Annotated in this window: 29 protein-coding genes and 3 pseudogenes; 8 read left to right on the forward strand and 24 right to left on the reverse strand. The window is 39.9% G+C overall.

What is annotated here, in order from left to right; all coding sequences use genetic code 11:
- Window positions 1-171 precede the first annotated feature (171 nt).
- The 7 genes from AC1D7X_RS16815 to AC1D7X_RS16845 form a co-directional block, all read right to left on the reverse strand.
- Window positions 172-804 carry a GntR family transcriptional regulator gene (locus AC1D7X_RS16815; RefSeq protein WP_495458271.1) on the reverse strand — a complete coding sequence of 211 codons (633 nt, stop codon included), beginning with the start codon at window positions 802-804 and terminating at the stop codon, window positions 172-174.
- A 22-nt stretch (window positions 805-826) separates the two neighbouring features.
- Entirely contained in the window at window positions 827-1,531 is a 705-nt protein-coding gene (locus AC1D7X_RS16820; protein ID WP_495475694.1) for a hypothetical protein, read from the reverse strand.
- 27 nt (window positions 1,532-1,558) lie between these two features.
- Window positions 1,559-3,691 carry a hydantoinase/oxoprolinase family protein gene (locus AC1D7X_RS16825; protein WP_495475695.1) on the reverse strand — a complete coding sequence of 711 codons (2,133 nt, stop codon included), beginning with the start codon at window positions 3,689-3,691 and terminating at the stop codon, window positions 1,559-1,561.
- Between the two features lie 91 nt (window positions 3,692-3,782).
- On the reverse strand, window positions 3,783-5,132 hold the full coding sequence (locus tag AC1D7X_RS16830) for a citrate transporter (RefSeq protein ID WP_495458256.1): 1,350 nt from the start codon (window positions 5,130-5,132) through the stop codon (window positions 3,783-3,785).
- A 206-nt stretch (window positions 5,133-5,338) separates the two neighbouring features.
- Complete coding sequence (locus AC1D7X_RS16835; RefSeq protein ID WP_495475696.1) at window positions 5,339-5,896, reverse strand: GNAT family N-acetyltransferase; 558 nt, start codon at window positions 5,894-5,896, stop codon at window positions 5,339-5,341.
- Window positions 5,897-6,200: 304 nt separating this feature from the next.
- Window positions 6,201-6,728: a GrpB family protein gene (locus AC1D7X_RS16840; protein ID WP_495458254.1), complete on the reverse strand. Its 528-nt coding sequence runs from the start codon at window positions 6,726-6,728 to the stop codon at window positions 6,201-6,203.
- Between the two features lie 20 nt (window positions 6,729-6,748).
- Complete coding sequence (locus AC1D7X_RS16845) at window positions 6,749-7,960, reverse strand: MFS transporter (protein ID WP_495475697.1); 1,212 nt, start codon at window positions 7,958-7,960, stop codon at window positions 6,749-6,751.
- Window positions 7,961-8,090: 130 nt separating this feature from the next.
- Here AC1D7X_RS16845 and AC1D7X_RS16850 point away from each other — a divergent pair, with 130 nt between their 5' ends.
- Complete coding sequence (locus tag AC1D7X_RS16850) at window positions 8,091-8,984, forward strand: LysR family transcriptional regulator (protein ID WP_495458252.1); 894 nt, start codon at window positions 8,091-8,093, stop codon at window positions 8,982-8,984.
- Between the two features lie 101 nt (window positions 8,985-9,085).
- On the opposite strand, the gene AC1D7X_RS16855 is transcribed toward AC1D7X_RS16850, so the two are convergent.
- The 15 genes and pseudogenes from AC1D7X_RS16855 to AC1D7X_RS16925 form a co-directional block, all read right to left on the reverse strand.
- A complete protein-coding gene (locus AC1D7X_RS16855; protein WP_495475698.1) occupies window positions 9,086-9,298 on the reverse strand; it encodes a hypothetical protein in 213 nt (70 codons plus the stop codon).
- A 56-nt stretch (window positions 9,299-9,354) separates the two neighbouring features.
- The gene (locus tag AC1D7X_RS16860; RefSeq protein ID WP_495458250.1) at window positions 9,355-9,858 is read right to left on the reverse strand and encodes a GNAT family N-acetyltransferase; all 504 of its coding nucleotides are present in this window, start codon (window positions 9,856-9,858) and stop codon (window positions 9,355-9,357) included.
- A 124-nt stretch (window positions 9,859-9,982) separates the two neighbouring features.
- The gene (locus AC1D7X_RS16865; RefSeq protein ID WP_495475699.1) at window positions 9,983-10,660 is read right to left on the reverse strand and encodes a chloramphenicol phosphotransferase CPT family protein; all 678 of its coding nucleotides are present in this window, start codon (window positions 10,658-10,660) and stop codon (window positions 9,983-9,985) included.
- On the reverse strand, window positions 10,620-11,066 hold the full coding sequence (locus tag AC1D7X_RS16870; RefSeq protein ID WP_495475700.1) for a DinB family protein: 447 nt from the start codon (window positions 11,064-11,066) through the stop codon (window positions 10,620-10,622). Before AC1D7X_RS16870 ends, AC1D7X_RS16865 begins: the two co-directional genes overlap by 41 nt.
- 23 nt (window positions 11,067-11,089) lie before the next feature.
- The gene (locus AC1D7X_RS16875; RefSeq protein WP_495475701.1) at window positions 11,090-11,599 is read right to left on the reverse strand and encodes a GNAT family N-acetyltransferase; all 510 of its coding nucleotides are present in this window, start codon (window positions 11,597-11,599) and stop codon (window positions 11,090-11,092) included.
- 59 nt (window positions 11,600-11,658) lie between these two features.
- A complete protein-coding gene (locus AC1D7X_RS16880; protein WP_495475702.1) occupies window positions 11,659-12,462 on the reverse strand; it encodes a phosphodiester glycosidase family protein in 804 nt (267 codons plus the stop codon).
- A gap of 250 nt (window positions 12,463-12,712) precedes the next feature.
- Window positions 12,713-13,729 carry a phosphotransferase enzyme family protein gene (locus AC1D7X_RS16885; RefSeq protein WP_495475703.1) on the reverse strand — a complete coding sequence of 339 codons (1,017 nt, stop codon included), beginning with the start codon at window positions 13,727-13,729 and terminating at the stop codon, window positions 12,713-12,715.
- Window positions 13,730-13,922: 193 nt separating this feature from the next.
- Window positions 13,923-14,312: pseudogene (locus AC1D7X_RS16890) on the reverse strand (VOC family protein); the annotation flags it as partial.
- Between the two features lie 104 nt (window positions 14,313-14,416).
- Window positions 14,417-14,638 carry a hypothetical protein gene (locus tag AC1D7X_RS16895; protein ID WP_495475704.1) on the reverse strand — a complete coding sequence of 74 codons (222 nt, stop codon included), beginning with the start codon at window positions 14,636-14,638 and terminating at the stop codon, window positions 14,417-14,419.
- Window positions 14,639-14,797: 159 nt separating this feature from the next.
- The gene (locus AC1D7X_RS16900; RefSeq protein WP_495475705.1) at window positions 14,798-15,661 is read right to left on the reverse strand and encodes a CPBP family intramembrane glutamic endopeptidase; all 864 of its coding nucleotides are present in this window, start codon (window positions 15,659-15,661) and stop codon (window positions 14,798-14,800) included.
- 348 nt (window positions 15,662-16,009) lie between these two features.
- Complete coding sequence (locus AC1D7X_RS16905; RefSeq protein WP_495475706.1) at window positions 16,010-16,669, reverse strand: response regulator transcription factor; 660 nt, start codon at window positions 16,667-16,669, stop codon at window positions 16,010-16,012.
- Window positions 16,647-18,989, reverse strand: a complete 2,343-nt coding sequence (locus AC1D7X_RS16910; RefSeq protein ID WP_495475707.1) for a sensor histidine kinase — start codon at window positions 18,987-18,989, stop codon at window positions 16,647-16,649. The genes AC1D7X_RS16905 and AC1D7X_RS16910 overlap by 23 nt, the downstream gene beginning before the upstream one ends.
- 108 nt (window positions 18,990-19,097) lie before the next feature.
- Window positions 19,098-20,292: pseudogene (locus AC1D7X_RS16915) on the reverse strand (transposase).
- A gap of 133 nt (window positions 20,293-20,425) precedes the next feature.
- Window positions 20,426-20,590, reverse strand: a complete 165-nt coding sequence (comX, locus tag AC1D7X_RS16920) for a competence pheromone ComX (RefSeq protein ID WP_495475708.1) — start codon at window positions 20,588-20,590, stop codon at window positions 20,426-20,428.
- Between the two features lie 141 nt (window positions 20,591-20,731).
- The gene (locus AC1D7X_RS16925; RefSeq protein ID WP_495475709.1) at window positions 20,732-21,646 is read right to left on the reverse strand and encodes a polyprenyl synthetase family protein; all 915 of its coding nucleotides are present in this window, start codon (window positions 21,644-21,646) and stop codon (window positions 20,732-20,734) included.
- Window positions 21,647-21,827: 181 nt separating this feature from the next.
- On the opposite strand from AC1D7X_RS16925, the pseudogene AC1D7X_RS16930 reads away from it, so the two are divergent.
- The 5 genes and pseudogenes from AC1D7X_RS16930 to AC1D7X_RS16950 all read left to right on the forward strand — a co-directional run.
- Window positions 21,828-21,944, forward strand: a pseudogene (locus AC1D7X_RS16930) (helix-turn-helix domain-containing protein); the annotation flags it as partial.
- Window positions 21,945-21,962: 18 nt separating this feature from the next.
- Window positions 21,963-22,127 carry a hypothetical protein gene (locus AC1D7X_RS16935; protein WP_495475710.1) on the forward strand — a complete coding sequence of 55 codons (165 nt, stop codon included), beginning with the start codon at window positions 21,963-21,965 and terminating at the stop codon, window positions 22,125-22,127.
- 113 nt (window positions 22,128-22,240) lie between these two features.
- Complete coding sequence (locus tag AC1D7X_RS16940) at window positions 22,241-22,492, forward strand: IS3 family transposase (protein ID WP_495475711.1); 252 nt, start codon at window positions 22,241-22,243, stop codon at window positions 22,490-22,492.
- 3 nt (window positions 22,493-22,495) lie between these two features.
- The gene (locus AC1D7X_RS16945) at window positions 22,496-22,894 is read left to right on the forward strand and encodes a transposase (RefSeq protein ID WP_495475712.1); all 399 of its coding nucleotides are present in this window, start codon (window positions 22,496-22,498) and stop codon (window positions 22,892-22,894) included.
- A complete protein-coding gene (locus AC1D7X_RS16950; protein ID WP_495475723.1) occupies window positions 22,839-23,015 on the forward strand; it encodes an IS3 family transposase in 177 nt (58 codons plus the stop codon). Before AC1D7X_RS16945 ends, AC1D7X_RS16950 begins: the two co-directional genes overlap by 56 nt.
- A gap of 111 nt (window positions 23,016-23,126) precedes the next feature.
- Here the strand turns inward: AC1D7X_RS16950 and AC1D7X_RS16955 are convergent, their stop codons facing one another.
- Both AC1D7X_RS16955 and AC1D7X_RS16960 read right to left on the reverse strand, forming a co-directional pair.
- Window positions 23,127-24,899, reverse strand: coding sequence for an MFS transporter (locus tag AC1D7X_RS16955; protein WP_495475713.1), 1,773 nt, complete (start codon window positions 24,897-24,899; stop codon window positions 23,127-23,129).
- 28 nt (window positions 24,900-24,927) lie between these two features.
- Entirely contained in the window at window positions 24,928-25,596 is a 669-nt protein-coding gene (locus tag AC1D7X_RS16960; RefSeq protein WP_495475714.1) for a hypothetical protein, read from the reverse strand.
- Between the two features lie 247 nt (window positions 25,597-25,843).
- Between AC1D7X_RS16960 and AC1D7X_RS16965 the strand changes: the two genes are divergently transcribed.
- Together AC1D7X_RS16965 and AC1D7X_RS16970 are read left to right on the forward strand one after the other, a co-directional pair.
- Entirely contained in the window at window positions 25,844-26,179 is a 336-nt protein-coding gene (locus AC1D7X_RS16965) for a transposase (RefSeq protein ID WP_495475715.1), read from the forward strand.
- On the forward strand, window positions 26,140-26,566 hold a 427-nt coding region (locus AC1D7X_RS16970), incomplete at its 3' end, for an IS3 family transposase (protein ID WP_495475716.1). The genes AC1D7X_RS16965 and AC1D7X_RS16970, both read left to right, overlap by 40 nt.

Here is a 26,566-nt window from a genome sequence, read left to right on the forward strand (position 1 = left end):
TGCCAATATAATTGTAATAGACACCTTCCAACCTACTGACTTTAATCTTAACAAAATTAACCTCATCTGCAAGTAGTTTCAAATCTCAAGATGACATAAACAGCACGCACGATTAATAGAATCGGTACGCGCTGTTAGCTTTTTCAACATATATGATTACAGTGGTTTCCTTCAGAAAAAATGTGGATATTGCACGGACATCCTTTCCACCTGCTCCAATAGGCTATTGGAGTGCTCTATCACAACTTTACGCATAGCAGCTACATCACGCCTACGGATTGCCTCCACCATTTGTACATGTATATCAATATCGGATTGGTCTACCCCTTGCATCTTCACATACAACAACCGAATTCGATTATAATGGGAGGCTACCTCTTCAATTGTAGACCAAGATAGGTCTTCACCTGCCGTCTCAAAAATAAGCTGATGAAACCGATTATCCTTACAATAAAATTCAAAGTAATGTTTTTTATCCATATACTTCTTTTGTGTATTGATCAGTTCTTGCATGGTATCCGCAACCAGTTCGCTACATTTCCGGATAAATTCATCCACAACCGCAGATTCCAATGAAGTTCTAATAAACCACTCCTCACGAACTCTTTGCAAATCAATTTTGGATACAACTGTTTTTCGCTGTGGATAGATTTCCACCAATCCTGACTGTTGAAGACGAACGACGGCTTCACGCACAGGGGTCCTACTGACACCATAGCGTTCAGAGAGCTTCTGCACACTGACATCCATGCCCGGCTCCAACGTCATATTCATGATATCTTCTCTTATTTTATTGTAAGTCACATCATTTAATGAAACACTAGTATTAAGAGTCTTCAACGGTTTCCCTACACCTTCCTAAACTCACACCTAGAACATCACGATATATTTTCTCCGCACTGGAAGAATCATAGCTATAGTATAAAAGAACATCCAGCATAAAGGGAGAATAGTTCAGGTTATTCAATTCCTTGGTGAATGCCATGGCTCCGATTTCACTCAAAGTCCGTATTGTGGAGTAGTTCTTATATCCCATGAAATTCCACAAACAGATTTTTTCGGTCCGTGTATAGATTTCCTGTTCATTATCATCCTCTATTAAATGGAAGATTTCATGCCCCAAAATTGTATCCATTATATCGTTTTGCTGAACAAGTTTATACAACATGACATCCGTTCCCGACAACAGTTGAACGGCCCGTTGCACCGGCTCTTCCATAATTTCGATTCTGTTCGGTGGAGTGTAATTGGCAAAAAGCACACGCTTCCCTGTGATTTTAGAATCCCGAAACTCAATATTCACCTTTAACTTTGTCGCAATCATACGTATATCTTTGCTACCATATTCACGGATGACTCGCTGCGCATATTCTTTTCCACATGCAATTGCCTTATGAATCATCTCCGTCTTTTTGTCCAATGGAATCCGCTGGTTTAGAATATCTCTTGAAAATGCATACAATCCCCAAGTCTGATCGTCTACCTGCAACAAATGATGAATCATCTCTCCTAACTTGACTTGATCCTGCATACTTCCTCCGTTCCGCTTAGACAATCGTTAACTTTGCTTGATATTAGCTGCTACCACAATCACATCTGTATCTGGTTCAAAAGTTGAAACTTCGATATCCATTAATAATTCCAGCTGTTCAAAATCAGATGCGGTAAAATCCATAACACGAGCACCAATGCATAGATAATAATCTGGTCTGGCAATAAGTTCCGTCTGATAGACGGCCATATTCTCCCATAACTTCTTCACTGTATTTAGGTATTCTCCTGCAGTTGTCTTGATGACCATGGCACTCCCTCTTTGCACTTTGATGAAGCCTTTAGTGTCTAGAATACGTATGGCACCCGCGTCTCCAGCTTTTCCAACCTTTTCTCCAAAAATTTGTATATATCTTGTCTTTTCCAATAGCAGCGTCTGATCGGTTGAAATTCGCATATCTTTCGCGGCTAGTTGCATGAGCTCATCTTCCGTACATTCCTTTAGAAGCTCGGTGGTTTTCACTTCCGTTGAGCCGGTAGCAATCGCTGTTACTTTGGAGGTTTGCGGATCAATATCAATATGAACTTCGATGCTTTCCGGTGTTGCTCCACTTTGAATGGCCTTGTTCATCGCTTCCATCTTGATCGCACTGATCACCTCTTTTGAAGGCGAAGGGATGATTCGCTCCACGACATCTCTGACCATCGACAGAGCAACACCAATGGAGGAAATAACCTCTGCGTTCTCAGGAATGCTATACTTCAGTTTCATTTTTTCAGCAAAATACACAATTAGGGAAGCTGCTCCGCCTCCAACACCCACTAAGGATATCTGATCTTTCTCTAATTTATATTTTTCTGCAAGAGATAGAATAACCGGTTCAATCTTTGCATATGACTTTTCCATAATCTGCTGTGCAATATCTTCGATCGTTGTTCCACAATAATCTGCCAATGCCTGCATGGCCTTTCTGGCCGACTCCACATGACCATAGGAAAAATGATCCGGCTTCACTAGTCCAAGAACGTTAGCTGCACACGAATTCGTTATTGTCACACGCTCACCATTATCCAATGAAATGGCCACATAATCTGCCGGATCACCCGGCTTCGGAGAGAAAAACTCAACCTGTGCTCCTTTGATGTTGCCCGGATCTGTATATACCGAGTATTCCAATCCTGCGATATGAGCGGATCTTGGTCCCACATCGATAATTCCATTTTTATTCGCACGAACCATTGAGCCTCCAGCTACACCAAGAACGCGCACATCCAAAGAATTGACATACGTCGGATGTCCACCAACGATCGAATAATCAATCGCGGGTCGTCCGTTTTTGATAACACCGATATTGGTAGTTGTTCCTCCTACCTCAAAATACACACCATTAGAGGCTCTCAAATACATCAAAGACCCCATAACCGAAGCAGCTGGACCGGAAAGCATCGTAAGTACGGGACGTTTCTTCATTTCACTGATTTCCATAACACCTCCGTCGCCTCTCATAATCATCAGAGGAACATGGACGCCAGCTTCTCTTACAGACTGTTCCGTTGAATTAGCTGTATCCAACATTTTGGGAAGAATACTTGCATTAATAGCAGCTGTTCTGGTTCTTCTAGTCAATCCGTACAATTTCGTAATATCGGAAGCCATTGTAGTAGGAATGCCCTTTTTCTCGGCTTCGTTATATACGATTTCTTCAGGTCTGCCATTATCTACGCCAAAAGCCATGGAAGGAACAACAACCTGCGCTCCCTGGCTGATTAGATCATTGATGACCTGTACCACGGATGCTTCCGACATTTTCTTCGTATTAATAAAGCTATTAAATATTCTGATCTGTTTGTTGTTTCCCAGATCAATATTTTGCAATTTCGTTTGTTTTTTAGCTAAGAAACCTTCTACGCCACCTTTACTCATCCCAATGATGCCAACTCGTGCGATATCTCCTTCAATAAGCGCATTTGTCGCTTGTGTTGTACTATGGGCAACAAAGACCACATCTTCCGGTTTAATGTTATTTTCCTCTAAGCAATTCTGGAAACACTTCACAACACCACCCGCTACACCTTTCTCATGATCATGCGTCGTTTTTACAGATGATTTCCCTATAATTTCTTGTGTTTCGTTATCAATTGCAACTGCTTTTGTATGCGTTCCTCCAACATCGATTCCCATTCTTACCATTCTGTCCATGGTTCCCCTCCGCCCTTTAATACAACATTGTTATATGTTTGGATAACCGGCTCCTCTACTAAACCTAGTAGCCGGTTATCATGAATCCAACTTAAACTAAGTGTCCGTACATAAAGAATACAACTGCGCATAGGATGATCCCGATAATCCAGCCTGTAGGTATGGACATCTTCATATATTCCTTTGCAGGTACCTTCGTGTAACCAAAGCCCCATGCAACCCATGACTGGGTGACATCCAAATGCTGAGGAGCAACGGTTGTAATAGCGAATAATGGATACAAGAATTGTACGGGCCACACCGCTGTTGATACGACCACAGACAGGATAGCAGCGCCGGATCCAACCAAGTTCATAGGACCCCGGAAGAAACCAAGCGGTGTTAAGATGGCAAATACGATACATAACAGCAACGCGGTCGTAGGCATTGCCCCACCCAGTAAGAGTTTAAAGTAAGGTGAAGCATAGTTTGCTGCATTGTTAAACATAGACAGGGTTAGCAAGAATCCGATCATTGGTGCTACATCGATAGCTCCATCTGCAAACTGTTTCGACAACATTCTGGAAACGTTTGCAAAACCCCCTTTTAATTTGCCACAAGTTACTAAGGCGAATAAAGCTGCAATGATAAACCCGAGAATAATCGGTATTTTGAACACAATCACTCCAATGACCGGAAGAATGATTGAAATCCACGAAATAGCAGGTGCATCAACTGTATTTCCAGCATCAGGCGTTGCTGCCCATGCACGGGAAATCTTCTTCTTATTCAAGAAAAGGTTAGCCATAATCAGGACAACAACCAGCGAAACAGCCATACCAATGATGCCGAAGGAAAAGTATGTATTATAATCATAGCTGGCATAACTTTCATTGGCAGAAGTAAAGAAAGCCTGATATTGTGTGAAGTTAACGATGTTTCCGAAAATTCCCGCCATAATGGATCCCATGAAAGCGAACAAGGCGATCGGGGAAGGAATTCCAAGTGACAACATGATCGGCAATACAATAACAGCAATGGAAATAACCGGTCCGATTCCTGTCATCGATGTAAAAATAACAGCTGTAACGATACATAAAAGTGACATGGTTACCCTTGGTTTGTCTCCACCGAGTTCTACCACCTTACGAATTAAAGTGGCGGCAATTCCAGTGTCAATCAGAACTCTTCCAAAGAATGCGCCAAAGAAAATATTGACAAGAATGGCTTTACCATAATTCTCAGGTCCCGTCTGGAAGACATTCGTCAAAACATCAATTAGCGATTTCCCTTCCATAGCTGAGGTTGGCGAAATTGCATTTCCGATCAATGCAACCGATGTCCATAATACAGACATGACAAAAAATCCAACCATAAGGTTATATCCCTTAACGCAATACCACACTAATCCAAAAAATGATAAGACCATAATGAAACCGATTACATAATTAGTCGCATCCACAAAATGCCCTCCTTTAATTGGTTAAGGTACAACTTTGTAACACGACTTATACTATGACTAACATGTTACTCAGTATGACTGACATGTTAGTTAATTTTAAAAAAAATATCACCTCAGTGAAATGAGCGCGTTCCTGCAGCCAATCACTCTAGTTTTGATTTGATATTCTTAAGCATATCTCCTCCAAAATAATCATGGAATTATTATCATATCATCTTGGTTTCTGACGCATCATATTCTATTAGCCAGCAATCTCTTAATTCTCCTTCATGCCATTCATGTTTATCAAGATACTTCTTCTTAATAAATCCATTCTTCTCATAAACCCTAAGCGCTCTCATGTTCCAAGCCTGCGGATCCATCACTATTTTATTGGCTCCTTTAATCCCTATCAAATATTTAACCGTTTCTTGTATCACAAGTGTGCCAATTCCTCGGTTCCAGAAGTCAGATTCCCCAATGAATTGATCCATTCCATAGATTGTGCCCTTATAGTCTTTATAATCATAGTTTTCCTTCTCTTCATCATCAATGATGTAGAACTGAATGTACCCGATATCAACGGAATTGTATTGAATTATGCATTGAGTAATTTCTTCGCGATCCTCGTAAAAATGTTTTTTGACTAATTCCATATTATGAGGTCGATCACGACCTTCATAGAACTCCAATACTACGGGATCTGAGAGCCACTTCACAAGTAAATCTGCGTCTTCGTCTTCAAGTGTTCTAATACTTATATCTTGTTCGCAAAATAGTATCATTGAGTCTAATCTCCTATTATTTATTTATTGATATTTAGATTACGTGTTTTTCATAAAATATTATTGTCATTTTATCGTTGACCACTTTTGCTTCTCCTGTTCTCTTATAACCTAACTTTTCATATAGGTAACAATTACCTTGTTCTTGCATAATTGTGTCTAACTCCCACACGGTTGCGTCATTATAAATATCTTCAATTATTGCAAATGCCTTTTGGGAAAAGCTTTGATCTGCATTTCATGAATAGTTGATGCTTCACTTAATCCCGATTTGACTAGAGAAATCTCCATATTGTAATCCCCCCTATTTCCACCCGATCTCTTGACTCCATTTATTTGCCTTCATCATAATTTTCCATACGATTTCAGTCTTTCCTTCAACGTATCTTTCTCTTTGATCTCTAAATTGGTTTGCTAGATCATATTTGGCTTGTGCATATTCATTTCTTTCAGTCTCATGTTCTCTTAAAAAGTCCCGAAACAATAGATTGAATTGTTCTGACCAACTCCCCGATTCTCTAACATGAATGTGGGTTCTTCTCATTCCCTGTGTTTCTCTAAAATATTTCTTAGTCAGGTCTGAGTTATCTTGCCTATAATGGAATCCTAGTTTACAAAGTCCCCTTTTAACTTCTTCAATATCGTTTAGATCGTTTACAGACATTTGAATATCAATGATTGGCTTAGAAGCTAATCCAACTATGGCAGTAGATCCAATATGATCAATTCTGATTAGTAAGGCTCCGAATTCATTTACGATTTGATTGCGCAGCAACTCAAACATTACAGGCCATTCCTCATTGTAAGGTTCAATGATAACTGCATCCTTCATTTTCGAGATCACCCACTTATTTAATTATCTTTAACTGTCCCTGTATGCAGAGACTGACCCGATTTCTTCGCTGCTGTACGATGATGGAAGAGCCAATATACAACTATAGCCATGAAAGCTATCATTGCTGAACCCATGTACATCATACGATAATTACTAAAAGAAGCTATTAACCCTAAGAAATAAGAGCCTACACCGTATCCAAGATCACTTAATAAGAAAAAAGTCGCTGTCGCGGCACCACTACGTTTTATCGATACTTGCTTAATAGCTATATTTTGCAAACAAGGGTTTAGAATTCCGTAACTAAATCCCATCATCATTCCCGCTACTAGAATCATCCATGCTTGGTTGGCCTGACTTAATAATAACATCCCAGCAACAAACAGGATAATGGAAGGGTAGAAGAAATAGTGGTCAGGATACCGATCCAGTAATTTTGCAACAAACGGACGAAATCCTACAATCATCACCGCATATAAGATGAAAAATAGACCCGCCATGGCGGACAAATCAAGTTCATTTGTATATGAAGCTAAAAACCCAGACAATGCACTATAAGAAAAAAATAAGCAAAAGGAAACGATTGAAATTGGGATGGCTTTTACTTCAATAATATCTCGCCAAGTTAATGAACGCTTCTTCTGTGGTGCTGCTTGTGTTGATTCTTGAATTTGTATACGCCACATGAACAATAATGCTAATGCAGAAAGAATACAAACTAGTATTAAAATAATGTATATATTTTCGCTTTTCCATAAAAATAAACCGAGTGATGGACCAATAACCATCGCAAGGTTAAGGAACATCCCAAAATAGCCAATCCCTTCTCCTTGTCGATCAACCGGCAAAATAGAAATAACTGTTGTATTTGTAGCAGTAGAAGCAATTGCGTAGCTCATACCGTGTATAAATCGTACGACTAAAAATAATAATAACCCATTCTTCACACCAAAATAACTAACAGAAGCGATAAAGAAAATTGAAAATCCGATAACTCCCAACTTTTTCTTACCAAATCGATCAACAAAAAAACCTGAAAATAGTCGAGCGAACACACTTCCGAGAACATAAATGGTAATGACTAACCCCATTTGTTGCTCATCACCGTGTAAACCCACTTGTACATATAACGGTAGAACAGTAGCAAGCATGTAAAACATAAGACCGATTAAAAAATTACTCCCACATAAATAAATATAATTTTTGCTCCATATACTTGATTGTTTCAAAATTAAAACATTCCTCTCTAAGCTCATTCTTGCATCTTACTGGCCTTGCTTATTATATTATTAAGTTTTGTTAATGTATAATTAATAAAACTTAAGCTTTACATTAGATTTACTAATAAGGAGAGGTTCAATGAATTTCGAACAACTGCAGTACGTTAAAGTTGTCGTAGAATTTCAATCGATTACGATTGCTTCTCAACAACTGTTCGTCACACAATCTGCCATCAGTCAATCAATTACCGCATTAGAAAAGGAATTAAATGTTGTTTTATTTCACCGTTCACGTCATGGAACTATTCCAACTGAAGACGGAATATGGTTGTTACCAAAGCTCATGGAGATTTATCAAAAAACGCAGGAGATTAAACTAGAAATCAAATCTCGCACTTCACAACTTGCTGGAGAAGTCACCATCGCCACCATCCCAAGTCTCTTTATGACATTACTACCAGAAACGTTAGCGACGTTCAAAAAGGATTACCCTCTCGTGAATTATCAAATTTTGGAACTAGAAAATAATGAAGTAATAGAGGCTATTCAACAGAACAAAGCAGATATCGGCTTTATCGCATTAACGCATGATTTGAGTCACTTTAGCTCATCCATTTTTTTTCAGAACCTACAGGTAACGAGTCAATATTATTTACTTGTCTCTGCTAGTTCACGATTTGCTTTACATTCAGAAATCACATTAGAGGAAGTATTAGAGGAGCCCTTCATTTTGTATGGGGAACATTTTTATCCGAATTTAATACGTAATTTTTCAGCCAAATCAAGTGAACAGACCATTCTCTTTCAATCTTATAACTCGGAAGTCATAAAAAAGTCAGTAATGGCTGGGTTAGGAGTCAGTATTCTTTCTAATTTGATGATTGAGGAGGATCCATATATTTTAGATGGACGTATTAAGGCAATTAAGTTAATCGGATACCCTTTTCAAATGCCACTCTCTTATAGTTTGATTTATCATCAAGATTTGAGGAGAAGCCCACTCATTCAAAAGCTGGCAGCTTATTTCAATTAATTTCATAGTGAGAAATGGAGTATATAACTAAGAAAAACCGAGCGTAAACCCTGCCCGGTAATTTTGATAATAAGCGTAGACACCGCTGTTGAATATGAACTCTAGACTTTCTCATCAATTATATGTTTGTTGTCATCTTGTTTGTTGTTATTTTGTTTATTCATTTCAGTTCTCAAATAATGCACTTCACTTATTAAATCTTCAATTTTTTTCGATGTTTTTGATGAATCTACACCATAACGTACAATTGCCGCAACGATAAGAAACCCAATTAAACACAATAGTAATACTACAAAAGCTCCAGCGACTTCCATCTAGATTACAACTCCCTACTTCATTACGTACTTTTAGTTTATACTTATACACGATTCTATAATTTTTTGGTTAAGTAGAGAACAATATCATGGTCTATTGAAACAGTTTCCCCATATTCAACATAATGCTGTCCATTAAATAACCCTCTACCATCTGGGACATAACCACGCTTTACATACAGAACTTGAGCCTTACCATAATCAGCAAATACACCTACTCCGATTCCAGCAACCGATGATCTTGCGCTTATTATTTCTTCTGCGCGATCCATTAGTTTTGTGCCAATACCTAATCTTCTATAATTTAATAAAACGTTAAAATCATTAACTTCCGGTATACTTTCCTCCCTAAATGCAGGATAATACGATTTCCAAATCACATTTACATACCCAGCAAATTGTCCATTCACTTCGGCAATCAATGTCACTCTTTCCCCGTTATTCTGCTCAATAGTGTATCTCTCATAAAGAGAAATAGGCTTGTCCCACCCGTGTTCTTTAAAAGCATCCGAAATAATTTTAGGGTCATTTTCAGTTATTTGTCGTATTGATATGTTCATAATTGATCTCACTTTCCTCAATATCTTGATTTTCTTGATTAATGATTAGACTTATCTTGTAACCATTCCCGTTCAAGAAGTGAGTAGACAATGGCTTGTAAAGCGACGTCGTTTTAAGTAATTTTTAAATTGCTTTTTCACCATACATTCTATTGAATGCATTGATATCTATCAATACTTGTAAGTTATCGATGATTTGTTGAGCACATTCTTCTAATGAATTTTCATAGGTATTTACTTCAAGATCATATATCTCACGACCATATATTTGCTCCAATTGAGATTTAGCTTGGCCAATATCTCTATCTCCTCGTTCTTTTTCCCGTCTTTCTAATTCTACTAAAGGACAATTTACCTGAACAAATAACACTGGTAGGGCATGCATGTGGGTAACACATTCATCCAACCATCCTTCCATTTCTGGAATATCTAATATTACGTGATCAACAATTACATTTAACCCTGATTCACTAAATGCAGCGATACTTTTATGCATTCCAGAAACACTCATCCTAAGAGTAGCCCAGAAATCTTGGTTCAAGTGCTTTTTAGGTGCCATGTCTTCAAATGTATCAAGTGAAAAATGAAAAAACGGTTCAACTAACATTTCTTGAAGCTTCTTAGTTAGACTGGTCTTTCCGGAACTTGAGGTTCCGTTTAGAAATATAATATTTCCTTTTGTCATAGGAATTTCCCTTTCTTGATTATCATCTATTAAACCCCTTAATCTCTTACATCGATCCACCTGACGAGATTCATCTCTATCTTGTGAAAGTAATATAATCAATATTAACTGGTTCATTACCATTTGCTCGAAGTCGCGAGTTAATCTGTCCTCGATGATAATGACCATGAAGTGCTACGTGAATTAATATTTCTCGTATAGAATTTTTAAACGCTTTACCACTACCATTTCTGTATGTTATTAAGTTATCTAGGTCAGTTGTAGCTATTTCATCAAGATATGTTTTGAAATCTTCTTCATTTTGTTTAATTCGTTTTGCACAGATTGGTATATCACTATCCGACCAGATGGGCATTTGTGAACTATCCATACCTTTTAATCTAGTTAGCCATACCTGTTCAGCATTCAAAATATGAGAAAGTAACCTTAGTTCCTGCTCTCCTACTTCTGCATTTTGCAATGCTTCTAGAATGCTTTGATTAGCCCAAGTTAAATGTTCAAACATGTTATGAATGGTTTCCAATGGTATCGCCTCCTAAGTTACATTTAATTAAACGTCTTTCCCATATAGTATTCATCTATGTACCTTCCATCGATATTCAATGACTTTTTCTTTATGCCTTCAATTTCAAATCCCATTTTCTTATAAAGAGATACTGCAGCTTCATTGTGAACCATTACAGATAATTCAAGTCTCTTTATTCCTGACCCTATTCTCCAATTTTCAAGAGTATTAAATAGTTCTGTGCCAATCCCTTGGCTTGTATAATCTTTTAATATGCCAACAACTATATATCCAACATGCTTAATTCTTTTAACTTTTCCGCCATTTACGATGAGATGCCCAACGAGTTGATTATCATGTTCTGCGACAAAAATAGTTGAGTCTTCATACGTGATTTGAGAGTGTACAAACTCTCTATGACGTTCAACTGTCGTGGTTCTCTCCCCTGGTTCATAAAGCATAAACTTTGTTTCATTATCAAGTTTGATACACAAGGATAAGTGATTTTCTGCGTCTTCATCTTTGATTTCCCTTATATTAACCACTTGCATTACCCCTTTTCTAATAAAAATATCATTTCTCCGTTGATATAACTATCGCTAGACGTTTTCTAGTGACTTTCCCCGTTGACCACGATCATCTGTAGCACCGTTCGGGCATCACCCTCCAGTTTCATATTACCAGCAAGTAGTTGTGAGGATCCGTCCCCGTCTAAAAATATAGCCTCATTCAAATTTCCATCAGCAATATTGCTCTTAATAGCAGTGCGAAATTGTTCCGCCGTACATTTGGTAGAAGTGACCACCAGATATATTTTCCCTGAATTATCGTAGGCCATTGCACTGCGAAGGCGTTCGTCATCAGGAAACGGAAGTCTTTCTTCTTTGACGGCTAGGTTATACCACTTGCTATCGTCCTTTAAATTCATACTTACTCCGCCCTGCGCCCAGAACTTCGTTGCGTCTGTCATATCCAGATCGTCGACGCTTGCAGCTCGTTGCACCTCGATCTTCCTTGTTACCCGATCGTAAAGAATGGTTCCTCGGGCGTATTTGACGTTAAACCAACCTGAGCCGTATTCTTTAGGACTTCCGTTTACGGGCAGGCCATCCATAACCGCAATGCTCAACAAATGATTCCCCCAAAAGAATCCACCATTGATTCCATTGGTTCCTGACCGCACGACGTTGTCGTCTATGCTGTTAAGCGAAATACTACTTGGTTCTGTCTGAAGCACATGTAGCGTAATCCCATTATCTGCAGGTATTTGAAAGTACTTAAATCCTTCTGAAATACTACCGTCTTTACTTAAGAACCATATAGATACGCTTCCCAATATTAGAATGAGAGCGCATAAATAAATCGGAACGAAACGGCTTATAATAGAGAACCCTTTAATTCCAGTTACTTCCATTTCGTCCCGTCCCCTTAATGGTTAATCCTATTATATTTAACGTTAATATTGGGAAATGGTTTGTTTATTCAGCAGTATTAACCATGCAGAATGAGATGCATAGCACCCCATATGGCTGTATCATTGGGTGAAACTCGGGATGAAGAGCAGGAGACAAGCAGAGCAATCACTAAACTAAAAGTAATTCCGTCCACCTCACCTTCTTTTAAAGCATACTTATCTTTCTAACTTTCAAAATCAATTAATTTGCCTAACTTAAGGAGGTCTCATCAAGTGGCTGAAACATGAACGGCACCCCATTTATGTATGCTCTCAATATCGCTTGCGCATAGGGTTGCTCTTCGATCAGACCTTCTGTCTCAATCTCTATCTCAGCATGGAAGCTGTATGCCTCGATGATAGCCATGACAAAGAAGCTCTCCAATATTGATATAGAATTCTCATCCATTTTTCTGATCTGCTCATACCCCTCTATGAAAATCTCTCTCTGGAGAGGAAGTAACCCCATGATTGACTGGGCCATATCATAGAGATGATAGCCAAAACCACACCTACCGAAATCGATGGCATACGGTTCGTCGTCTCGGAATACGACATTGCCATTGTGTAAGTCTGCATGAATCATCCCATAATTACTTCCAGTTGGTTCCAACATTTCGAGATGATTTTCCACTTTATCTGCAGCCGTGGTGTATAAATTAAAGGCTTCATCTGAAATGAAATGCCGGTAATGCATTTGCAAATGCTCCCAGTCCCGTTGAAAGCTTTTTCTACCCCAAGAAGGGCGTGTAAAGCCTTTGTATGGACAAAAATCTGAGCTTGCCTCGTGAAGTTTCGCCATCAGTGCACCCATTTTTCGAATTCTCTCAACTGTAAGTGCCCTTTTATCCACGTGCTCACCCTCGATCCATTTCAACAAGGTCGCATAATAAAGTTGCCCGTCGCTTGTAGCCGTATCTGTGACGAAAGCCCCTCTTCGGTTCAGCACGGCTTCGGACACGATAATACCCTTATACCTAAGAGTCGCCAACCATTCCAGTTCGGATACGGTTTCCTCCCGCGACTTACTCTCCGGGTGAATGCGGAGCAAAAACTTTTCCCCGTCGCTGCTCTCTATGCGGAAGGTAACATGCTCTGATAATTGAATGAAATGGATGGAGCTCCAGTCCACATCATATTCATTCAAAACGTTAAGAGCTGATTGTTTGGTTTGCATCAACGTAAGACTACGATTTATATCGCTGTCGATTCGAAAGCAGTTGTTCATTAGTAAATCCCCTTTTTTTACGTTCTCGTTATTATATCAATCCATTCACCGCTATTTAATAAGACGCTTTTCACTCCAGAGAGTTCCAAAAACGTTCGGTGGTTCAAGACGAACCCCACTTACTCTCAGGTGGGATTCTGCGAGGTGTATATGCCTCATCATTTGTTATACTCTAAATCCAATCTTGCTCTTACTATATCCATACCTTCATTCGTTCCTCTAAGTTTGATGTATGTAATTCAAGTTGAGTTCCATCTGGATCCAAAAAGTTAATTGACCATCCAGTACCACGCTTAATTGCTTCCCTTACTATTTTCACATGATTATCTTGAAGTAATTTTACTGCTTCATCGAAATCCTCCTCTGGAATATAAAATGCAACATGATCAACTCCTGCTTGTTCCTCTGCATGCTCACTATAATGATCTCGTTCAATCAAACAAATCCATGCACTTCCCCACTCTAAATATGCATCCTTGTTCCCTCTGTGCCTCATATTTAGTCCAAGAATACCTGTATAAAAGTTTATTGATATCTCTAGATCTCTAACGTTTATTGTTACGTGATTGAATCCTTGAACTTTCTTTTAATTTCCTCTCTGTGTTAACTTCTTCAAGACTTCCTCTTGCTGACTAAGAGACACTGACCTTCTGTGGTAATGCTATGTTGGCAGAGATTGAAGTCTTCCTAGAATTTTCTATCAAAATATTTTTCAAATACTTCCTTTAAATTCCGATTTAGCTTTTCATTAGATTTATTATAAATGCCCTGTATTTGATTTGGAATGAAGTCCAGTGTTAATTTTTCATTCTCATAGAATATGACTCTAAATCTATATCCGACTGATCCCTCTTGATTTTCTGCCGGAATTATTGATTCATCCTTTATTCGCCCCAGTATATTTGTCACTTGATCATTATCCAGTACTGTTAGTCTCTCGCCAGTTGATCCATCTATTATTGAGCGCTTGTAACCAAGTAGATCCCACCTACCTCGAAATTTTTAATTATCTAAGACACTCGGATTTGAGAGGTAAAACCAGTCTTTATAAGCATAAATTTCAGGGTTTCAGCTAAGATTATGCTCAATACCTTTAGTGATAGTTAATTTGTTTGAGTGTCTTCTATATGCTCTTATTCCTAGTCCAATAGCTAGATATAAAATAGAAGTAATGATTCCGCTGATCGGTGAGATTAGAATTTCTTTACCTGATGCTATACTGATATAACCTGATATAACTAAAGGATTTATTAGTGAATCTTCTACCGTATGTAATATAACACACGGCCAAATTGATTTTGTTACCCTATAAAGCTCAATATACATTACAGACCAACACGTCATTGTTATTATAGATACAATAATAAATATAGCTCGGTTGACGGGTAACACCACTTGTAAATCTGCCTCCAGTAAAAAGAACAAGTAATATGGAATATGCCATATTCCCCAAACGAATCCCACTATGAGATAGATTTTCCAGTCCCTAAGATTTAATTTAACGAGTTGTGATGTAAGAAAGCCACGCCAAACAGGCTCTTCGAATATATTTTTAATAAAACCAATTAACAATGTACTGCTAAATGCCCACATCAAAGCTTTGAGATCAAGTCCTGACAAGTCAATCCAATTTGTTGACCCTCCGATTATCAATACGATTACGGTTACAACAGGATAAATCAAGACAGAAGTTAAGTACCATTTTGTATTTCCTTTCAAATTCGGCTTGAGGCCAATATCTTTCCAATCGAACTTTGACATTAATATTATTGTAATTACAGTTAACATAGGCAACACCAGCCATACCCCCATACCGAGAGTATCACCTTTAGGCTGCTCGGGAAGTATTGAGTCCACAAGTACTCCTATCCATCCACTGAAAACAACAACCATAACAAATACAACAATATTACGAATCATTTTATTATTCATAGAAACCACCCCTTTCAATTTGTTTTACTTCCTTCATCGACTCATATCATATATGTTGCATAAACACTCTAGGTGACCGAGGAACGTCAGCGACGACGTAAAGTTGTAATGTTAGGCGAAGGTCCTTCTTCTCGAAAATTTCCTTAAAACTCATCTTCATTCCAACTAATAATATTAAGTTCAGGCCATTTCTCCTTCCATTTATTTGCCTTATTCCACGCGTGTTGATAAGTAGTATATTGCTTGATATTCTTATAAAGATACCCAAAAGGACTGTTTCGCTACGTATTAGCAAAACAGCCCTTTTTATTTAACAATAAATTAATTCCTAGCGTTAGTCCCTCTCTATTACTCAAATTTCTGTAAATGAACGAGACCCAGCCGACTCGCCTCAACGATCGCTTCGGATCTTGAGCTAACTTTCAGCTTTTGGAATATTCTTGTCAAATTGTATTCAACCGTTCTTTGGCTAAAGAACAATCGACCTGCAATATCCTTGTTACTTTTCCCTAAAGCAACCTCTTGCAATATTTCTTGTTCCTTTTTATTAATAGATACATCATCATGAGCTTTTTCGCTTTTTAATTGTGAAAGCCTAACTTCCGTTCTACGCAATTGCTTCAGCAATCCAACAGGAATCACGGACTCCTCGCGCAGAGCACAGCGTATAGCGTTATTTAGCTGCTCACGAGTAGAGGTTTTGCTAATAAAACCACAGGCACCCGACTCAACAAGTAAATTAAAGTGCGAACTGATTTCATAACCTGTATAGATTAGAATTTTCGTATCTGGATACATACTCAATATTCGTTTCGTCAATTCGATGCCACTAAACACGGGCATATTGAGATCAAAGAGACAAACATCAAATGTTTCGTTCTTCAGCACCTCAAGTGCCTCAACAGGTGAAACGAGCACGATCACTTCGGTTTCAGGGTCCTGCTCTAGCATCGTTTTGGTCCCTTCACCAACAGAAGGGTGATCATCAACCAGTAAGATACGAATCATTGTTGCTTCCTCCTCTGTTTGCCGATATTTCAGGTAACTCTAAAGGAAAATGAATATTAACTATGAATCCTTCGCCTATAACGGACTCGAATTCCACATGCCCCTCCATGCTGACCACGCGTTCCCTGATTCCGGATAATCCCATATAATCAAATGACTCAACGATATCCTCGATTTGCATCCCTTTACCATTATCCTGATACTTGAAATCAATACCGCCGTTTTGCTCACAAAGCTCGATCACAATTCGAGATGCGATCGCATGCTTACCTGCATTTCGAAGTAGCTCTTGCACAATTCGATATAGCGCAAGTGTCTGCTCATCAGATAACGGACTCCGGAGAGGTTCGTACCGAAAATCGATCGCGTAATTATTTCTTAATTGTGCATATTCGAATAAATGATTTAATGAGTCGGCTATGCCCAATTCTTTAAGTAGTGGTGGTCTTAGTTCGTTGCATGTTTCTCGAATCTGGTGGATTACATCCAGCAGACCTTCCTTAATATCAAATAGCTTATCACGAAGATCATCCTTCAAATCGTAATCAGCCAAAATGACTTCAAGCCTACGATACCAATTTAACTGCTCCTGCAATGCTGAATCATGTAGGTCTGAAGCCAGCTTACGGCGCTCATTCTCAGATAAACCAAACAACAACCGCAGCATCCACGGAGAAGAACTTTGATGTTTTTGCATATCGGCCTCCAAATCATGAACCAACCTTTCAATTAAAAATAAATTTTCATATACGATGCTCGAGTAGTTAACCATCACACGGAGCCAATTCAATTCTTCCGAATTAAACTTTAAGAAGTTTTCTTTATTATCAACCCATAGCACATAGCTATTAGATCCGTTTTGCCCAATTACATAGCATAGCCCCTGCGGAACAGAGACTTGTTCACCTAATATATACTCATCAGTTGGATTTAAGAGCACCTCTATAACCCGATCATCAACTTGGGACTCCCTACCCTCTTTTAGCAAACGCCAGCCTTCCTGATCTTGATGAAGCACGATCACTTCAGCCCTTCTTACTGGTAATGTGCGCTTGATCTCTTGATGAAGATACATCTCCAAGTCAAAACGTTTCATGACCTTTGAAATATTTTTGGAAAAGCGATCCAGACTAGACTGGAAATCATACAGCTGTTTAAATAACCTAGGTTTGATACGAATATCCATCTTTTCTTTGATGTATAAGAATGTAACAAAACCGAAGTGGAATATAAGGAACATCTGAATCCAGCGGATCGCTATTCCATGTTCATTATGGAAAATTGCCATAAAGACAAGTAGAAAGAAGATCGCGGGAATAAACGTAATTAGTGAATAGTATTTGAATTTCGTAAGTGCGATCTCAATATCAAGAAACCGTTCAGCCATAATGATATAGAAATAAATAAAAGGCAAAATCAGAAGAAAAGCCGTTGTGTACTTCGAGGCGATAAAATACACATTAAAAATGAAGGGTACAAACGTTAATATAATTAATGGCGTATAAGCCACAACCTGACCTGTTAAAATCAACTTAATAATAGACTTTACCGGAGTGTCCCTATATCTTCGCAGGGTTTTAAATAACTTGTAAATCGTATATAAGCTACTTACCAGAAAGAAGATCACGCTACTATTAAATTCAATGTAATAATATATTTCATTTGAAAGTGAGGTGAAATTAAAAATACCCCAATCTAAGACAATAAAGCTCCAAAATACGTAAAGTAGTACCAGCGTCTTCTTATTCAGAAACTGAATATTATATTTATGTAGGTAGACGTAGATAAAATGTAAAAAAAGTACAGGTACAATTGCCAACCCATTCTGAAGGAAAAAGCCACCTATGATATCTCCCGAAGCGGATGCTACAGCGCTATAATCCGTAAATCCAATAGCCAGAAAGTAAGCAATAAGTAATTTGGTTACAGGATCATTCTTCTTCCTTGAATACAAGAAAAAAGCTAATATAAAAAATATGATTAAGGTGGCTCCTGGTACTGCTAAATCTCCAATCCAAGAAAAGGTGAGCGGTGCATCTGAAATATATATATTGTAGGTTTCACTCGTTCCATCGGGATGATGGCGAAGGAATGATGCTTCATTCGCTCCTAATATGCTTCGGTTAGAATGTATCTCGGGATACAGATTTGGGTCTTCACCATTCACACTTAGAAGCTGATCTTCCTTCTCTACATGAAAAAATTTAGAAGCAGCACCTGTTGGTGACAAGCTCCTAACGATATAATGCCCCTCATTATTTATACTTAACTTAATTCCGATCTCTCGATAGTCTATAGACGCGAACGTAAGATGAACCATTAATACCCCTGACAGTAAAAGCAGAGCGATAAAGAATCTATAATTTATCAAGGTCCTCAGAAGAAATAACCTCCATTGATTGCTATTTAGGGCTTGCTGAACAATAATCTAAGCGAATTTTGGGACTAGGCGGCGAGGCAGCATCGCGAAAATAAGGCAAAAAAGAACGCGGAGCCTGTGCTCCAGGTTCATCACTAGCAGTTGCAGCATAATGACGGATTCGCTAGTCTTGGCGAGGTTTGCTCGAATACAGCCAAGCCCGTACTTGAGCTTGCCTTCTCCGAATTTTGCATTCTATCGCGTTCCGTTCGCCAGTGTCACGTTTGATCATTTGTTTCTCTTCACTTGATGGGCCGTTTTTGGGCTTTCATCCTAATGCTGGTCCGCTGAGCCGAATCCCATGTGTCTTGCAGAAACTCCGGTTCTCGCGAGTGCGGTAAATCTGATCTGCCTGAACGACTGCGGGGTAGTATCCCATGCGCTTGCGGTACTGCTCAACCACGCCAACGAGTGTTGTGCTCTCGTTGAAGTTGTCCCAAGACAGGCGATCAAGGAAGGCATAGCCTTTTGTTATGCTCACTGCGATCTTAGCTACGAACTCGACGCGTGCCTTGGCTTTGCCGCGTACGATGGGCCTGATATGTGGCTGGCGGATACTGACGATCCGGTCCTCAATCTGATGAGAGCGCTCCTTATACATTTGAAGCTGCTGCCGGTATAGCTCGCTTATCACAAGCAAGTCTCGGTAGGATTGACAGCCAAGCAGCGTTAGGGGCTGCGCCTTTGCCTGACCCGCGATGATCTCCAAATTCCGTCCAACATAACCGAGCTGGCGTCTGATCGCTTTGCCTTGCGCGCCGCCGCTCGGTCCATCGTTGTTATCATCGTCCTTCGCGCCTTCGACGGCCACGAGCTCGTTAAGTTCCACGAGCACATCCATGAGACGCTTCCGAAAATGCGTCATCATGGAATGATGAAACGGTTGCTTCATCACGAATCCGGGCAGACCGAGGAAGTACTGCATGTACGGATTCTCGCTGATCGACCCGAAGGTCTATCGGTCGGTCAACTGCATTCGCTCTTGGATGATCAGTGCACCGAGTCCCATGCGCAGACTGATCGTTTGCTGACCACGAAGCGTGTCATTGAAGAAATCGCCATATCGTTTCTCGGCTTATGCCCACGGCACCAACTGCGCCAACTGGACCCAACGATTCTCTTTGTCGAGCGTCCCACCAAAGGGCAGAAATAAATCGCCTGGTAAAATCATTTGGTATTCGAGGTGCGCTGTCGGCTTAAACAAATTCGTCACTCCATCTGCAAGGATTTCGAACCATCTTTACGGGTTCCTTTGCATATATATTCGACAGATAGAGCCCAAATCCCTTGTTGTTATGCGGTTTTTAGGCGGATTTTCGCCATTCAGCAAGCCCTATTTACGTTCCCCATAATAACAGTTTAAAGCTTCCCTTGCTATTAAGTACATCCTGCAAAGCCCGATGTTCCATTGGGGAGATACCCGCAAATTGTAATTTTCCACTCTTGAACATTTCCACTTGACTAAGATCCTTCATTAACAATTGAACGATTTCTTTTAACATGAGCCGTATCCCCTTTAATTTGGATTTGAAACTTAACCTCTTGATTTCAATATATCAAAGGGAAATGCAGCTTAAAACGATAATGATGCCCGTAATCCACGCAAAACTTCTGCGCAGACCGCATGTGGTACTTGCGTTCTATTATCCAATGAACTCGCGAATCTGATTATGCCATTTGGGCTCTACATCAAGCTGCTCAATCGTGGTTAGAAACTCATAGTAATACAGCTTCATTTGTACTTTAGAATACAGAAATGTTCCCGTGGAATGAATGAGTTCTTCAATTTCCTCCTTACGCTGCATCGGATCACCAATATCGATATTGCTCTCAAAATAATGACGAATCCATTCCTGATCTGGTGGTGCATATTTCATCAGGTATAGGGTGAGTAACGTCCGTTTCCGCTGCAAAAAGTCATTTTTAGAATCCCAATTCACCAAATCTCGAATGTCATTCTTTAATTGTGAAGCAAAGCCCAATTCACATGCATACTTCTCAACGATTTCGTTCCATTGCCCCGTTGAAAGCAGTGTACCCGTCATACAGGCCATCACAACAAGTGATGCTGACTTCTCTCGAATCATCAGGTAGTATTCCTCTTCTGTCACAATTCGGTTAAGCAAGTCTGTCGTCTGCCCATTCACAGCTGTCAGCAGAGATCGATCCCAGCATGCTTCTACTTGAAGGAGCCGCTCCGTATCGAACCCACTACTCATCAATGATTGACGGGCTAGCAGAATGAACCCCAGAGCTGCATTCATCGCAATCGCTTGTGGGCATTGTCTCCATATGATGTTTTGCTGATCCTCGTCCTGTAAATCATCAAAGATATCTAGTGATAGAATCGCAAGCTCCATAGCGGCAGCCACCCTATAAATAAGCTCTGATTGACCACCAAACATCCTGTAGTGAAGCACGGTTAAGCCCCCAAATAAATGCTTCTCCTTGCATTTATGCTCAAGGAACTGCAAGGCATAGAAGGCAAGGTCTGTCTTAAAATGGTTTCTAACTAATTCATAAAGCTGTTCCTCAATCTTCTCCACATAACTTTGCATTGACCATAACCACCTTCCCATTAAAGTCGTTATGTATGACTGCACCAAGTTCCAATAAACCAAATAAGTAAAATAAGGATGATATATTCATACATATTATACCAAATATATTAATAAATACACATAAATCTATTGCATTAAAAATGTAAATTTAGCTCTGAATGAATAGTATACGGATGAATTCAAATTAGAGGCAGTAAAAGATTACATAGAAGGATCATCGAGCTATGAAGTTGTAGCAAAAAAGTTAGAAATCAGAAATTCCACACAATTAAAGGTATGGGTAAGAAAATGGCTGAATGGGGAGAAATTCGATGTGCGTAAGGGGCAATCTAATCCTCTTAAAGGACGCCCCCGTACAGTATTTGACACTGTAGAGCAAGAACGAGATTATCTGAAGGCACAGGTGGACTACCTAAAAAAGCAGTATCCAAATCTGGTAAAGGAGGCATCCTCAGTCAGCAAGACAGCTATCAAGTAATTGAAGAGCTTCGTGGTCTACACGGTGTCTCACGCTTACTAGCCATTGCAGGTATACCCAGGGCCAGCTACTACAAATGGCGTGCTACACGGTCTCAGCATATTGAAAAACAAATGCGTGATCATGAAATCAAAGAACACACGATGGCTATCCATTCCGTTCATTCTTATTTTGGATATCCTCGTATGATGACGGCTTTATGGGAAGCAGGCTATCGTGTCAACCACAAAAAAGTAGCGCGGCTCATGAGAGAATTATCCATCCAATCCGTGATTCGAAAGAAACGACAACGATTCAATTATACACCTTCTGTCGTATACCCTAACCGATTGAAGCGTCAATTTCATGCTACAGGCCCTCAATAAAAGATGGTCACAGATATCACCTATATCACCTATATCACCTATATCACCTATATCACCTATATCACCTATATCACCTATATCACCTATATCTCCAATGGTACATGCTTTTATTACCTGTCTGCGATTCAGGACTTATTTAACAATGAAATCGTAGCTTGGCAAATATCCGATCGTAACGATGTTAAACTCGTACTAGATACGATCGATCAGTGGACAAGAAAAAGAGACGTATCAGAAGCCGTGCTCCATTCGGATCAGGGCTTCCAATATACATCTCAAGCGTACAACACACGACTAGAAGCATTCAGCGTCAAAGGCAGCCACTCTCGCAAAGCAACCTGCCTGGATAACGCTCCTTCTTTCCGCATCTCAAGACAGAGAAGTTGTATCTTCATCAGTTAAGTCAGAAGCCGAGATACATCAAGCCGTTGAAGATTATATCTACTTTTATAACTATCAACGGTTTCAGACTAAACTCAAACAGCGCGCGCCGATTGAGTTTCGGCACGCGCTGGCTGCATAGCTTTTTTCATCTGTCTACTTGACAGGGGTATGACCATAATCCCTTGCAGAGTGGTGTTTTTCTATGTTTAGGCATTGATTTTAGTCATGTTTTAGCCTATGGTTTCGGATGCTATATCTTGCTTTGCTGCTCCCGTACTACTCGAACACGTCTCTCAACAAATATAAAACCTAACAATGCGAAGCAGAAAATAAATGGCATAAAGAAGTGATAGAGACTAGCAAAACTATTAGCCATCGCATTTACGGTGTAACTTTTAACTTTAGTAGAGTAGGTGGTTAGCGTGTCTGTAATCTGCTTGATATTATCATCAACCTTTTTGGTAACCGCAGTAACGATAGCTGCTTTCGCAGCCTCACGCTTACCTGTAGGAACTTTAGCTAACTGCTGCCCCACATTCAGATCAATTAAATTCTGACGCTCCTGAGGTGTTACATACGCCTCCTCCTGTTTCCCTACTGTATTATCTACACTCACGTTCTGCTCATTGATTCTTTCTTGTACACGCTGCAGCACATTTTGCTTAACAGTTTGGTCCACTTTCAATTCATCAAGCTGTGACTTCGCATAACTTAAGCTATTAGCTTCACTATCCTTCAAATTGGACGTTAGAAGAGCTACGAAGATCGAAATGGCTAGCACCATCCCCACTTGCCGGAACATTTGGATAACACTTTGGGAGGCAGCGAGCATCTCTCCTTCGAAATTGGATGCACTCATTACAGTAATGGGTCCTACAATAAGGCCGTAACCTGTTCCCAAAAGCAGACAGGCGACCACTACTTCAGAGACCGAAGATGCAGTTCCCAAATGACTGAGCAGGTAGTAGGAGAATCCCATCAAGACAAATCCAGAAATAATAACTACGGTTTTACCAAACATTCGAATCAATGCCGAGGCAATGGGTGCCATCAGAAATATCATAAACGAGATCGGCGTCACCATTAACGCAGCGGCAAATTCAGTTTTATCCATCAATCGAGTGAGGAACGTTGGCAGAAGGACCATGACACCAATCAGGAATACATTACCGACAATCATTAGTAACGATGATCCAACAAAGAAACGATCACGGAATAGCTTCAAATTCACCATGGCATAGGCTAAACGCCGCTCTATTAGGATAAATGCTACAAAGGAAATCACTGCAAGTGCATAACATATCAGTGACTTCCCACTCCCCCATCCCCAAGCTCCTCCCTTAATGAGGGATAACGTCAGTGTAAAGATAGCCGTACTAGATAGTACTAGACCCATCCAATCAATACGTGCCTTAACTCTTGGTTCATTGCGAAGATTCAGCATCCGAATGACCAAGACTAGAGCGATAATACTAAAAGGCACATTAACAAGGAAAATCCATTTCCAGCTGAGGTTCTGTGTAATAATTCCCCCAATAGTCGGTCCCATTGCTGCTGACAATCCCTGCATAATCCCCAGAATGGACAAGGCCACACCACGTTTCTCAATCGGCATGGCCGATACTCCAATCGTGAAGCTACTGGTCAGCAAGATCGCTGCACCGATGCTTTGTATAAATCGGGATGCGATCAGCATGTCACCATTAACTGCCATTGCACATGATAAGGAGCCTAGGCAAAAAATAACCAGTCCGCCAACATATACTTTCCCTCTACCAAGCAACTCCGCAAAACGGCCAAGAGGGATTGCCAGCACGGCAATGGACATCGTATACACGTTGAGCACCCAAGACATTTTTTCCAAAGATACGTTCAAGTTCTGTTGAATGCTCGGTAAGGCAATATTCATAATGGTCGTATCGATCATGCATAAGAATATTCCAATACACATGAGCCATACAAGCTTAATTCCTTGAGCACCTTCCTTATTGGGTTGTACATTCATTACCTCTTCCTGACTCATCTTCTAACCTCCCACCCTTTGATCTGAATTAATGTTCTTCTAATCTCACAAGACATGACAGTACAAGCTGTTCATTCACATCAGCGCCAATTAACTCAAGCACCTTTTTCTCATGAAAATGTCCTACATTCTTTAAGATATACCCTGCCGAAGCTGAGCGTTCTGTCCATAGATGTGTCATGTGCTTCGCTGCATAGGAACCGAGTTCAATTCGCGATCCTTCTTGCGTATCTAGAAGTTTGATATGCGTTGCCACGATTAGAAGACACTCGATTTCCCTGGTCGCTTTTAATGCTGGGAACAATTGATTCCAAGGTGTGTTTCGGACAAAGGTCTTGGAAGTCATTTCTCCCCTTTCGTCATACCAATAAAGCCTGTAACAGGAAGGAGGACCCGTATAGAGACATAAAAATTGAGTCACCATACCCGATTCATCTCTAATTGCCATATCGTACCCCCCTTTGTTCAAAACGGAACGGAGTGTATTCGAGGGATTACTATCTAACAATCGCACAAATAAATAGGGAACCTTCACCGGTTGACCTGTATCTGGCCTAATGCCGATGGGGATCATCTCATGCCGTAGACTTGGGTAAGTAAGCTTCGCGTTATTCTTAAATAGGTTTGTGAGCATTCTCATCCGGGCATGGGTCACCTGATACTTCAGTTCATCCGTTCCAACGGTTTGTTTATCCATCGGGTCGTCTCCTTGCTTAGAGTTTAAACTTACCTTACTCCTGTTTTTTCCAATTTTCATCGAAAATAAAACTGCGATTTCACGCAATTTCATTGCGGGATGCCATAGCACCTTACTAATTCATGCTGATTATGTAATAAAAGAGGACGCCTGTGGCCCTATTTGGTATTATCCCCTTACGGTAGACAGTGAAAAAAGAGTTCATGATATTATGGACTTAACACTGTTGATCGGAGGGGATTTTTTCATGGCTACAAAAGGACAGAAGTTTACAAAGTATACGGAAGAAATAAAGAAAGAGGTTGTACGTTTACGGGTTGAGGAAGGACAATCTCTCTCTCAAATAAAGGAACGCTATGGAATTAAAAGTGATGCACAGATTGTTAACTGGGTACGGAAATTTCAGGCAGGAGAAACGTTTGAAGACTTCCGTGGTCGTTGGAGTAAGAAAAACTTTAGCAGTATTGAAGATGAAAATAGGCACTTGAAAGCACAAGTTGAATATCTAAAAAAGCGCAATCCGAATCTACATGGGGAGGGAAGTTGGATAAGCAAGCCAGGTACAGAACCATCGAAAAGATGAAACATATTTATCCCATCGTGATGTTATGTCGAATCGCCGAAGTATCGAGAGCAGGATACTACAAGTGGAGATTGAATATTGAAGCACGTAAATCCCGTATGGATAAGGATACCGAATTAAAGGAACATATCCTAGCTATTCATCGTCTACGGCCCTATTTTGGCTACAATCGTATGCGTACGGCTTTGCGTAAGGAAGGAATCCCACTAAATCGTAAGAAAGTACGTAGACTCATGAGAGAGCTAAACATACGTTCCGTAATTCGTAAGAAGAGGCCGTTCTTCGGTCGTAAAGCATCTAATATCTTTCCCAATATTCTCAATCGTGAATTTACAGCAGTGGCAGCTAAATCAAAACTTGTCACTGATATTACCTATGTAAGAATTG

The organism is Paenibacillus sp. Y568 (genome assembly GCF_059445545.1).

Coding starts and splice junctions, on each gene's coding strand:
- AC1D7X_RS16820 (WP_495475694.1), bottom strand. CDS start 1,531: ATGCAGGATCAAGTCAAGTTAGGAGAGATGATTCATCATTTGTTGCAG.
- AC1D7X_RS16825 (WP_495475695.1), bottom strand. CDS start 3,691: ATGGACAGAATGGTAAGAATGGGAATCGATGTTGGAGGAACGCATACA.
- AC1D7X_RS16835 (WP_495475696.1), bottom strand. CDS start 5,896: ATGATACTATTTTGCGAACAAGATATAAGTATTAGAACACTTGAAGAC.
- AC1D7X_RS16840 (WP_495458254.1), bottom strand. CDS start 6,728: ATGAAGGATGCAGTTATCATTGAACCTTACAATGAGGAATGGCCTGTA.
- AC1D7X_RS16850 (WP_495458252.1), top strand. CDS start 8,091: ATGAATTTCGAACAACTGCAGTACGTTAAAGTTGTCGTAGAATTTCAA.
- AC1D7X_RS16855 (WP_495475698.1), bottom strand. CDS start 9,298: ATGGAAGTCGCTGGAGCTTTTGTAGTATTACTATTGTGTTTAATTGGG.
- AC1D7X_RS16860 (WP_495458250.1), bottom strand. CDS start 9,858: ATGAACATATCAATACGACAAATAACTGAAAATGACCCTAAAATTATT.
- AC1D7X_RS16865 (WP_495475699.1), bottom strand. CDS start 10,660: ATGAACCAGTTAATATTGATTATATTACTTTCACAAGATAGAGATGAA.
- AC1D7X_RS16875 (WP_495475701.1), bottom strand. CDS start 11,599: ATGCAAGTGGTTAATATAAGGGAAATCAAAGATGAAGACGCAGAAAAT.
- AC1D7X_RS16880 (WP_495475702.1), bottom strand. CDS start 12,462: ATGGAAGTAACTGGAATTAAAGGGTTCTCTATTATAAGCCGTTTCGTT.
- AC1D7X_RS16885 (WP_495475703.1), bottom strand. CDS start 13,729: ATGAACAACTGCTTTCGAATCGACAGCGATATAAATCGTAGTCTTACG.
- AC1D7X_RS16900 (WP_495475705.1), bottom strand. CDS start 15,661: ATGAATAATAAAATGATTCGTAATATTGTTGTATTTGTTATGGTTGTT.
- AC1D7X_RS16905 (WP_495475706.1), bottom strand. CDS start 16,669: ATGATTCGTATCTTACTGGTTGATGATCACCCTTCTGTTGGTGAAGGG.
- AC1D7X_RS16910 (WP_495475707.1), bottom strand. CDS start 18,989: ATGGTTCATCTTACGTTCGCGTCTATAGACTATCGAGAGATCGGAATT.
- comX (WP_495475708.1), bottom strand. CDS start 20,590: ATGTTAAAAGAAATCGTTCAATTGTTAATGAAGGATCTTAGTCAAGTG.
- AC1D7X_RS16925 (WP_495475709.1), bottom strand. CDS start 21,646: ATGCAAAGTTATGTGGAGAAGATTGAGGAACAGCTTTATGAATTAGTT.
- AC1D7X_RS16940 (WP_495475711.1), top strand. CDS start 22,241: ATGCGTGATCATGAAATCAAAGAACACACGATGGCTATCCATTCCGTT.
- AC1D7X_RS16945 (WP_495475712.1), top strand. CDS start 22,496: ATGGTCACAGATATCACCTATATCACCTATATCACCTATATCACCTAT.
- AC1D7X_RS16955 (WP_495475713.1), bottom strand. CDS start 24,899: ATGAGTCAGGAAGAGGTAATGAATGTACAACCCAATAAGGAAGGTGCT.
- AC1D7X_RS16960 (WP_495475714.1), bottom strand. CDS start 25,596: ATGGATAAACAAACCGTTGGAACGGATGAACTGAAGTATCAGGTGACC.
- AC1D7X_RS16965 (WP_495475715.1), top strand. CDS start 25,844: ATGGCTACAAAAGGACAGAAGTTTACAAAGTATACGGAAGAAATAAAG.